The sequence below is a fragment of the Salinicola sp. 4072 genome, from assembly GCF_036663415.1.
GTDB lineage: Bacteria > Pseudomonadota > Gammaproteobacteria > Pseudomonadales > Halomonadaceae > Salinicola > Salinicola salarius_A.
In genome coordinates this window covers 1-10,584 of the sequence record NZ_JAXOVV010000047.1, presented here as the reverse complement: position 1 = coordinate 10,584, position 10,584 = coordinate 1, and the positions used below count along the sequence as shown (strand labels likewise).

Annotated in this window: 6 protein-coding genes and 2 pseudogenes; 6 read left to right on the top strand and 2 right to left on the bottom strand. The window is 61.1% G+C overall.

The window, feature by feature from the left end; genetic code table 11:
* Window positions 1-237: 237 nt before the first annotated feature.
* The 6 genes and pseudogenes from R3F72_RS18010 to R3F72_RS17985 all read left to right on the top strand — a co-directional run.
* Window positions 238-2,676 (top strand): type I restriction-modification system subunit M, encoded by a 2,439-nt coding sequence (locus R3F72_RS18010; RefSeq protein WP_332780418.1) that lies wholly within the window; start codon window positions 238-240, stop codon window positions 2,674-2,676.
* Window positions 2,669-3,982 (top strand): restriction endonuclease subunit S, encoded by a 1,314-nt coding sequence (locus tag R3F72_RS18005; RefSeq protein ID WP_332780417.1) that lies wholly within the window; start codon window positions 2,669-2,671, stop codon window positions 3,980-3,982. Before R3F72_RS18010 ends, R3F72_RS18005 begins: the two co-directional genes overlap by 8 nt.
* A gap of 43 nt (window positions 3,983-4,025) precedes the next feature.
* Window positions 4,026-5,837 (top strand): GmrSD restriction endonuclease domain-containing protein, encoded by a 1,812-nt coding sequence (locus R3F72_RS18000; protein ID WP_332780416.1) that lies wholly within the window; start codon window positions 4,026-4,028, stop codon window positions 5,835-5,837.
* Between the two features lie 3 nt (window positions 5,838-5,840).
* Window positions 5,841-6,497, top strand: a complete 657-nt coding sequence (gene darT / locus R3F72_RS17995; RefSeq protein ID WP_332780415.1) for a type II toxin-antitoxin system toxin DNA ADP-ribosyl transferase DarT — start codon at window positions 5,841-5,843, stop codon at window positions 6,495-6,497.
* A complete protein-coding gene (gene darG / locus R3F72_RS17990; protein WP_332780414.1) occupies window positions 6,494-7,588 on the top strand; it encodes a type II toxin-antitoxin system antitoxin DNA ADP-ribosyl glycohydrolase DarG in 1,095 nt (364 codons plus the stop codon). The genes darT and darG overlap by 4 nt, the downstream gene beginning before the upstream one ends.
* An 88-nt stretch (window positions 7,589-7,676) precedes the next feature.
* Window positions 7,677-9,380 (top strand): annotated as a pseudogene (locus tag R3F72_RS17985) (type I restriction endonuclease subunit R); the annotation flags it as partial.
* Window positions 9,381-9,556: 176 nt separating this feature from the next.
* Here the strand turns inward: R3F72_RS17985 and R3F72_RS17980 are convergent.
* Window positions 9,557-10,204 carry an aminotransferase class I/II-fold pyridoxal phosphate-dependent enzyme gene (locus tag R3F72_RS17980; protein WP_442978367.1) on the bottom strand — a complete coding sequence of 216 codons (648 nt, stop codon included), beginning with the start codon at window positions 10,202-10,204 and terminating at the stop codon, window positions 9,557-9,559.
* Window positions 10,201-10,584: pseudogene (locus R3F72_RS17975) on the bottom strand (biotin synthase BioB); the annotation flags it as partial. The gene R3F72_RS17980 and the pseudogene R3F72_RS17975, both read right to left, overlap by 4 nt.

Genomic DNA, 10,584 nt, shown 5'->3' with positions numbered 1-10,584 from the left:
GGGCCTCGTCGACGTTGATATCGCTGATGGTCATGTCACCGCATAGACGTGCCGAAGGATCAGGCACACTATGCCAAAAAAATCAGGTGGTTGGCGACATGCCATCCGCAGCCACCTGAATAGTTACGGTTTTTGTTGCATTGGTTCATAGTGTTTCAGGCCGAATTTTGTTGAGATAGCTGCCAGTCACCACGGCCCATAAACGGCCGGCTCATCTATCTCAGGAAAACGCAGTACATGATTCTGACCCTCAATCAACTGGAACGGCACCTGTTCAAGGCGGCCGACATCCTGCGTGGGCGCATGGATGCCTCGGAGTTCAAGGAATACATCTTCGGCATGCTGTTCCTCAAGCGCTGCTCGGACGTGTTCGAGCAGCGCCAGGAAGAAGTGCGCGAGCAGCTCGCGCAGGCTGGCAAGAGCGAGATCGACATCGCCAACGTCATCGAGATGCCGAGCTGGTACAAGGCCACCTTCTACGTACCCGAACAGTCACGCTGGCAATACCTGCTCAAGGAAGCCCATCAGGGCGTCGGCAATGCCCTGAACAAGGCGCTGGCCGGCCTGGAAGAGCACAACCAAAGTCTGGCCGGGGTGCTGGAGCATATCGACTTTACCCGCAAGGTGGGTTCTACCACGCTGCCGGACAAGAAGCTTCGCGATCTTATCGTTCATTTCAGCGAGTACCGCCTGCGCAACGAGGACTTCGAGTTCCCCGATCTGCTCGGTGCCGCCTACGAGTATCTGATTCGCGACTTCGCGGATTCCGCCGGCAAGAAGGGCGGCGAATTCTACACTCCGCGCTCGGTGGTCCGCATGATGGTGCGGTTGATGGATCCGCAGGAAGGACACAGCGTCTACGACCCATGCATGGGGTCGGGGGGGATGCTGATCCTTTCCAAGGAGTACCTGGAGGAACAGGGCGGCGATCCGCGCCGGCTCAACCTGTTCGGTCAGGAGGCTTCCGGCTCGGTATGGGCCATCGCCAAGATGAACATGCTGCTGCACGGCATCGGCTCCGCCGACCTGCGAAACGACGACACCCTGACGGACCCGCAGCATATTGTGGAAAACGGCGAACTGATGCGTTTCGACCGCATCCTGACCAATCCGCCGTTCTCCATCGGCTATACGGCCAGCCAGAACTTCCCCGAGCGTTTCCACTACGGCAGCGTGCCGGAAGGCGCCAAGAAGGCCGATCTGATGTTTCTGCAGCACATGGTCGCGAGCCTCAACGCCAACGGCCGGCTAGCCACCGTCATGCCCCACGGCGTGCTGTTCCGCGGCGGCGACGAGAAGCGCATCCGCGCCGGTCTGCTGGAGGATGACCTGGTCGAGGCGGTGATCGGCCTGGCTCCCAACCTCTTCTACGGTACCGGCATTCCGGCCAGCATCCTGGTGCTGCGGGCCAAGGGCGCCAAGCCCGAGGAGCGCCAGGGTAAGGTGCTGTTCATCAATGCCGACCGCGAATACTACGAGGGCCGCGCCCAGAACCACCTGCTGCCCGAGCATATCGAGAAGATCGCCAGCACCTTCGAAGCTTACTCGGGGGTGCCTGGTTTCGCCCGTGCCGTGCCGCTCGAGGAACTGCGCGACAACGACTACAACCTCAATATCCGCCGCTACGCCGACAACACCCCGCCGCCGGAGCCTCAGGACGTACGCGCCCACCTCAAGGGTGGCGTGCCAGTGGCAGAGATCGATGCCAAGCACCCGCTCTTCGACGCCCAGGGCCTCGACCCCATGAGGCTGTTCGTGGCACGGGGCGCTGAGGGAAAAGCCGATCCCGACTACGTGGATTTCGCTGCCCACCTCGCCGAGAAGCGCGACCTCAAGCCCGCCATCGAAGCGGACACCGGCCTCACCGCCAAGGAAGCCCGTGTGATGGACGCCTTCGAAGGCTGGTGGGCTGAGCACGGCGGCAGCATCACCCAACTGGAAGGCAACGGCGGCCGCCTGACCCGGCTACGCGACGAGCTGCTGGGCAGCTTCACCGCGGCGCTGGAGCCCACTGCCATGCTCGACCGCTTCGCGGTGCGCGGCCTCATTGCCGGCTTCTGGTTCGACAACAAGAACGAGTTCCGCACCCTGCAGGCCCGCGGCTGCCTCGGTGTGGTGGACGCCTGGCGCACTTCCATCAATAGCCTGCTGGAGGACGACCAGAGCAAGACCAACCCGCTGGATCATCGCCTGGTGCACTTCCTGCTGGAGGATTACGTCGCCGAGCTGGAGGAGCTTGCCGCCCGCAAGGCCGAGCTGGATGCCCGAATCAAGGCTGCCGAGGCCAAGCCCGAAAGCGACGACGGTGACGAGGCCGAATCGAGTGACGGTGAGGACGACGACGCCCCCACCCCGGCGGAGATCAAGGCCTGGAAGAGCCAGCGCACCCAGGTGAAGAAGCAGCACAAGGCCAAGGTCGGCAACTTCGAGGCACGCCTGAACCAGGCCGTGGACGCTCTCGACGAGCCCGCCGCCGCCGAGCTGGTCGGCACCATCCTGCACAACGACCTCAAGGGCATCCTCGAGCGCTATATCCGCCAGCAGCGCCAGCAGGTGATCGCCGCGTTCGAGACCTGGTGGGACAAGTACCGGGTGACGCTGGCCGACATAGAGGCCGAACGCGCCGCCGCCGCCAAGGAGCTGCAGCAGTATCTGGGGGATCTGGGGTATGTTTGAGTGGGAGCATGGCAGTCTAGGAGAACTGGCTTACGGGGTTAGAGGGGTGTCGTATACCCCGAATCAGCTCCAAAGCTTCATGTCGCCTGAAACAGTTATTCTTCTCAGGTCCAACAACATAAGGGGCGGGAAGGTAAATTTTGAAAATATCCAGCTGATACCTTCGCACATTGTCAGCAAAGATCAGCTGGCTCAACACAAAGATATTGCCGTATGCATGTCCAACGGGTCAAAGGCGTTAGTTGGCAAGTCAGGTAGAATTGAGAGGAAGGAAGCGCCGTGCACGGTTGGTGCATTCTGTTCAATTTTCCGACCGCTCCCTCATGCAGACGGAAAATTTGTCTCCTACCTCCTTCAGTCGAACGCTTATAGAAGGCACCTCGACATAATCCTTGCTGGCAGTGCCATCAACAACCTAAAAAACTCTGATGTGGAGGCATTTCCCCTTGAAATACCTCCAAAAGAAGAGCAGCGACTCATCGCCCACATCCTCGACACCCTCGACACCCAGATCCAGAAAACCGAGGCGCTCATTGCCAAACTGGAGAAGGTCAAGGAGGGCCTGCTCCACGACCTGCTGACCCGCGGCATTGACGAGCACGGACAGCTCCGCCCCAGCCCCGAGCAGGCACCGGCGCTTTACAAGGGGTCGCGGCTGGGGTTGATCCCGAGGGAGTGGGAGTGTATTGCGATTGACGAAATGGCGATCTCTACAACCCTTGGCACTGCAAACAGAGGGGCGGAGTCATCATCAAAAATAAAGCTCATAAAGATGGGTAACCTTAACTGGGAAAATACACTGTCGCTTGCTAATATCGAAAATATCTCAGCTAGCAAAGTTCAGAAAAATCTTTTCCTGCATGACGCAGATCTGCTTTTTAACACAAGAAACACTCCTGAACTCGTTGGTAAAACATGCTCGTGGAAAGGCGAGGGGAGTCTCTTCACCTTTGACAACAATATATTGCGGATTCGCTTTTCTGAAATCGCCAATGGTCACTTTGTCGCCACTTACATGGGGGCTTCTCTTGGGAAAAAACGTATAGGGCAGCTGGCCACAGGAACAACTTCAGTTGCGGCCATATACTGGAGAAGCCTGGCAAAGCTAGAAATCCCCATGCCAAACCCAAGAGAGCAACAGCGAATCATGAAAAAGGTCAGCTCAGCCCAGAATAATGTCGATATTTTAAACGACAATCTAACATCTCTTTATAGATTCAAGTCGGGCATCATGGACGACCTCCTCACCGGCCGCGTCCGCGTTACCCCACTTCTGGAGAAGGTCCAAGCTACCACTCCGGCATAGACCGAGGCATCTACAACACCAAGAATATGCACAGGGAACCGTCATGACCACGTTCGACAGCACCAAGCGCTCGCTGCCCGAGCTGCTCAAGGACATCATCACCGGCAAGATCCAGCTGCCCGACTTCCAGCGCGGCTGGGTGTGGGACGACGACCACGTGAAGAGCCTGCTGGTGAGTATCGCTCGCTCGTTCCCCGTGGGCGCGGTGATGCTGATGGAAACCGGCGGCGAGGTGCGTTTCGAGACGCGCCCGGTGGAAGGCATCGACCCGGGCAGCGTCACCAAGGACCCGGACCAGCTCATTCTCGACGGCCAGCAGCGCCTCACCAGCCTGACCCAGGCGATAGGCCTGCCCACACCGGTGGATACTCGCACCGCCAAGGGCAAGGAGATCAAGCGCCATTACTACTTCGACATTCGCACAGCGCTGGAAGGCGAGGATCGGCTGGAGGATGCCGTGGTCGCGGTGGACGACAGCCGCCAGAAGCGCAGCGATTTCGGTCGCAAGGTTGACCTGGATCTCTCTACCCGCCAGCGGGAGTGCGAACAGCTTTACTTTCCTTGTGACAAGCTGCTGTCCCCCAATGACTGGGCGAGTGACCTGTTCAAATACAATCAGGGGGCAATCGGGACTTACTTCGAGTTCCAGGAAAAGGTCCTCAGTGCTTTCTCCGCCTACCAGTTGCCGGTTATCGAACTGAAAAAGGAGACCTCCAAGGAGGCGGTCTGCCTGGTGTTCGAGAAGGTCAACACCGGCGGTGTGCAGCTCTCGGTATTCGAGCTGATTACCGCCAGCTATGCGGCGGAGGGCTACAATCTTCGCGACGACTGGTTCGGCTCCGACATCCGCAAGGTGCCTTCGCGCAAGGCCCGTCTCGAGCAGCACGAATTGCTCAAGGACGTGCAAAGCACCGACCTGCTCCAGGCTATTACCTTGCTACACACCCGGGAGCGCAAGCTGGAGGACCTCAAGGGAGGCAGGACCGGCAAGCAGGTGCGGCCGGTCAGCGCCAAGCGCGCCTCGGTGCTGGACCTGCCGCTCGAGGCCTATCGTCGCTGGGCTGATGAGGTCGAGAAGGGCTTCGTCGAGGCGGCCCGCTTTCTGCTCAAGGAGTGCTTCTACAGTCGCCGCGAACTGCCCTACGCCACTCAACTGGTCCCCCTGGCGGCAGTGATGACGCTACTGGGCAACCGCTGGCGCGAGCCACGCATCCACGCCAAGCTCTCCCGCTGGTACTGGAGCGGCGTGCTGGGCGAGCTCTACGGCGGTGCCGTGGAAACCCGCATCGCCCTGGATCTGGAAGAGCTGATGAACTGGTTTGAGAACGACGCCGAGGTACCCCGCACCGTCACCGATGCGTCTTTCGATCCGGCTCGCCTGGAATCCCTGCGCAGCCGCCTGAGTGCCGCCTACAAGGGCATCAACGTTCTGATCCTGCGCGAGGGCGCCGAAGACTTTTTCTGGAAGGGCGATATCCAGGAGTTGGACAATCAGGGGGTCGAGCTCGATATCCACCATATCTTCCCGCGGGCCTGGTGCGAGGCGCAGGGCATACCGCCCCGGGTCTACGATGCGATCATCAACAAGACGCCGATCTCGTTCAAGGCCAACCGCATGATCGGCGGCGATGCGCCTTCGGCGTATCTGGCCCGCCTACAGAACCACGAGCAGGTTCAGCTTGGCGACGAGGCGATGAACGCCATTCTCGAAGGGCACCGGATTCCCACCGCGGCACTGCGCGCCGACGACTTCGAGGTCTTCTATCAGCAGCGCAAGCGCCGCCTGCTGGAGATCATCGAGAAGGCTATGGGCAAGAAGCCGCTGGTGGGTACCGATGAGGAGGGGGAAAACTGAACCATGGCCACCGACCTCTCCCGCAGCCTGAATGCCCGCAAAGCCCTGATCTTCCGCATTACGCATCGAGACAATCTGCCATGGCTGCTGGCAAACGGGCTCTATTGTCGGTCGGCCGAAGAGCAGGATCGGGGCTTCGTCACCATTGGCCGTCAGGAACTGATCGATAGGCGGGCTACGCGAGAGGTGCCGGTGCCATCCGGCGGGATGTTGAGCGACTACATTCCATTCTATTTCACGCCGCATTCGATGATGCTCTACAACATTGTCACCGGGCACGGCGTCCCCAGGCAGGCCCGGGAGGATATCGTCGTGTTGGTAAGCTCGTTGCCACACCTGGAGCGGCTCGGCGTTGGCTTCCTCTTCACTGATCGGCATGCCTATCTGGCCAATGCCGAGTTCAGTCGTCGGCTGGAGGACCTGGCGGAATTCGTCCCCTGGCAGCTTCTGCAAACCAGCGACTTCAAACGCGACCTCGAGAACCCCGAGAAGACGGATCGCTATCAGGCGGAGGCTCTGGTTCATCGCCATTTGCCTGTCTCGGCACTGCTAGGCATTGGCACGTATACTGACGGGGTGCGAGCCGCTGTCGAAACGCAAGCGGCAACCAACCACCTGGATCTAAAGGTGGCTACACGACCCAACTGGTTCTTCCGATGATTGAGTATACCCGTGGCAACCTGTTCGAGGCCGATGTCGAGGCGCTGGTCAACACCGTCAACACCGTCGGCGTGATGGGCAAGGGCATTGCGCTGATGTTCAAGGAGGCGTTCCCCGAGAACTTCGCTGCTTATGAAGCCGCCTGTAAACGGCAGGAGGTGGTAACCGGTTGCATGTTCGTCACCGAGCGCGATGCTCTGCTGGGCCCCCGCTGGATCATCAACTTTCCTACCAAGCAGCACTGGCGTGCCAGGACACGGATGGAGTGGATCGATGCCGGCCTGAAGGACCTCAAGCGGGTCATCCGCGAGCGGGGCATTCGCTCCATCGCCATGCCGCCGCTGGGCTGTGGCAACGGTGGGCTTGACTGGGAAGCGGTGCGTCCGCGCATCGAAGCGGCTCTGAGCGAGCTGGACGACGTTCGGGTGCTGGTGTTCGAGCCCACGCCTCAGTACCAGAACGTCGCCAAGCGCAGCGGTGTGGAGCAACTGACGCCGGCGCGTGCACTAATGGCCGAGATGGTACGTCGCTACTGGGTGCTGGGCATCGAGTGCTCGTTGCTGGAGGTCCAGAAACTGGCCTGGTTGCTGGAACGTCACATTCTCGCCCATGGCCTGGAGAATCCTCTCCGGCTCGAGTTTCAGCCCCATCGCTATGGTCCCTATTCCGACCGGCTGCGGCATCTCCTGAATGGCCTGGATGGCAGCTACCTGCACAGCGAGAAACGGATCAACGACGCTTCTCCCGACGAGGTCGTGTGGTTCGATGAGTCACGGCGGGAGCGTCTCAACGCGTATCTGCGCAGCGCCGAGGCCATGCCCTATGCCGAGGTGCTGGAGGAGGTCGACGCCTTGATCGACGGTTTCCAGTCTCCTTTGGGCATGGAGGTGTTGGCGACCCTGGACTGGCTGATCAGTCAGGAACGTATCGAGCCCACCGTCGAAGCGATCAAGGAAGGGCTACGACACTGGCCCGACGATGTGGCTGGCAAGCGCAAGCTGCGCCTGTTCTCGGACCGCTTGATAGCGCTGGCGCTGGAGCGGTTGAGGGGCGAGGCCTCCACGACTCGGACAGTAACCGCTGTACAGTAATCCCCTTTTTGCTCTGTCGTGGCCCAGAGCTCGGCCCTGGGCATGACGAGAATTGGATTAACAGAACAAATAGTAAGGACGCCTTGGCATGGCAGGCCCCGAGTACGTAGAGGTCGAAAAGCCCTTCATTGACCAGTTGGTGGGGCAGGGCTGGGAGCATCTGGCCGGCTCGTTGGATGATCCGGCTGTCACTCATCGCGAGAACTTCGCCCAGGTGGTGATGGAGCCGCTGCTGCGCGAGCAACTGCGCAGAATCAATCTGCGTAATGGCAATCCCTGGCTCGATGAGCAGCGTCTGGATCAGGCGGTGTCGGCCATCACCCGGCTGCCGGCCAGCAAGGTGTTGGAGGCCAACAAGCAAGCCACCGAGCTGTTGCTGAACGGCTTGCCTGTGGAAGGCCTCGATGGCTGGGACGGAGGGCGCGGCCAGCTCCTTCGCTATATCGACTGGGAAGTGCCTGCCAACAACATCTTCACGGTGATCAATCAGTTCAAGGTGAAGTGTCCACCCGGGCACGATAGCGCCAAGGGCCATGTCATCCCGGACCTGGTGCTGTTCGTCAACGGTATCCCGTTAGTGGTAGTGGAGTGCAAGAGCCGCACCGTGCCGGAGGGCCTCAGCCAGGCGGTGGATCAGTTGCGCCGCTACCATGACCAGCGTTTTCTGGAAGGGGAAGTGGGAGAGCACGAGGGCGCACCTCTGCTGTTTGCCACCAGTCAGTTTCTGGTGGCGAGCAACTTCGACGAGGCGCGGGTGGGTACCATCGGTGCCCGTTTCGCCCATTACCTGAGCTGGAAGACGGTAGCGCCACAGCGTGAGGCGGAGGTGGTAATCGATCTCGGTGTGGCGGATCTTTCCGCCCAGCAACGCCTGATCGCGGGCATGCTGACCCAAGCCAACCTGCTCGATATCGTGCGCCACTACACTCTGTTCATGAACGCCGGCGGCCAGGAGATAAAGCTGGTATGCCGTTATCAGCAATATCGTGGCGTGACTCGAGCGGTCGAGCGGCTGAAGCATGGCAAGACGCGCCGCGAGGATGGCGAGAGCGATCGCCGTGGCGGTATCGTCTGGCACACTCAGGGTAGCGGCAAGAGCCTTTCCATGGTGTTCCTGGTGCGCAAACTGCGTACCGATCCGGTGCTGCGCCGCTTCAAGGTGGTGGTGATCACCGATCGCAAGGACCTGCAGGCCCAGCTCTCCGCTACCGCCGAACTTACCGGCGAGAGCGTCGAGAAAGCCGGCAACACGGTCCGGCTCAAGAAGCTGCTGACCAAGGAAGGCCCCGGGTTGGTATTCGGCACCATCCAAAAGTACCGCGACCCGGATGCTGAGGATGAGAACGAAGGAGACGAAGTCAGCTATGAGGCTCCGGCTCCAGGAGGGCTCGATAGTGGGCGTCGCGACGCTGCTGAACCAGACGCCTCGAGAGGTAGTGCCACACCGAAGAAACCGACCCTCAGCAAGCCCTTCGAGGTGCTCAATACCAGCGAGGACATCCTGATCCTGGTGGACGAGGCTCACCGCACCCAGGCCGGCGACCTGCACGCCAACATGATGCGTGCCCTGCCCAACGCCGCACGCATCGGCTTCACCGGCACACCGATCATCATGGGCGACAAGAAGCGTACCCATGACATCTTCGGCGAGTACATCGATCGCTACACCATCAAGGAAGCGGAGCAGGATGGCGCCACTGTGCCGATCCTCTACGAGGGGCGCACCGCCAAGGGGGCGATCAAGGATGGCGCCAGCCTCGACGGGCTATTCGAGGACCTGTTTCGTGACCACAGCAAGGAGGAACTGGAGGCGATCAAGAAGAAGTATGCCACCAAGGGACAAATCTTCGAGGCGCCTCAACTGATCCGAGAGAAGGCCCAGGACATACTGCGCCATTACGTCACCCATATCCTGCCCAACGGCTACAAGGCTCAATTGGTGGCCTATAGCCGCCGTGCGGCGATGCGTTACTTCGAGGCACTGGAGCAGGCCAAGGCCGAGTTGCTGGAGGAGGCGCTGTCGCTCTCTCCTGAGGACAAGGCTCTGGATGATACCCAACTGCTGACACGTCCGCCGCAGTCGACGGCATCCCGATGGGCGAATCGCACCAGGCTGGCACCGGCCAGCCGGGTCGCGTCCAGCAGCGAAGCGTGATTGAGCCGGTCATGGAGTGCGACATCGCCCCGCCCGAGCAGCGTCGAGATGACGCCCAGGTTGGCCTGGTAGCCGCTGGAGAACAGCAGCGCCCGAGGCTGTCCCGTCAGCGCGGCCAGTCGCGCTTCGAGAATTTCGTGGGCCTCGCTGTGGCCGCAGACCAGGTGCGATGCCCCGCCGCCGGTGCCAAAACGCCGGGCGCCTTCGGCCAGCGCCTCTGCCAGCCGGGGATCGCCGGCCAGCCCCAGATAGTCGTTGCTGCAGAACGTCAGGTAGCGCTGCCCTTGGCGCAGGAAATGCGGCCCCTTCCCGGCCGTCGTGTGTCTGTGACGATAACGCTGGAGCGCGTGCTGACGTGCCAGGCGCGCCTCCAGCACGCGCTCCAGCGAATCGCCTCGCGCATCGCCCTGCATAACGCCCTGCGTATCGCCCTGCTCAACGTACCGTGACGCTGCCGTCATGCGCGGACCCGGGCCGTGGGCGAGGCTGCGGCATCCGTGACCATCGCATCCAGCCGAGCCCTTGTCATGCGCTCCTGAATGGCCGCTTCGTGGGCGGCGTCATCGACGTCTTCGCGCTGCTCGGGGTGCAGGCCGAGGCGCTCGAAAAGCCGTTGATCACGGGTCGCCTGGGGGTTCTGCGCGGTCAGCAGGCGCTCGCCGTAGAAGATCGAGTTGGCCCCGGCGAAGAATGCCAGCGCCTGGGTTTCGTCGCTCATCAGCTCGCGCCCGGCGGCCAGACGCACGTGGGAGCGCGGCATGAGGATGCGTGCGACGGCAATGGTGCGGATGAACTCGATGGGGTCGAGATCCTCGACATGCTCGAGCGGCGTGCCCTGGAT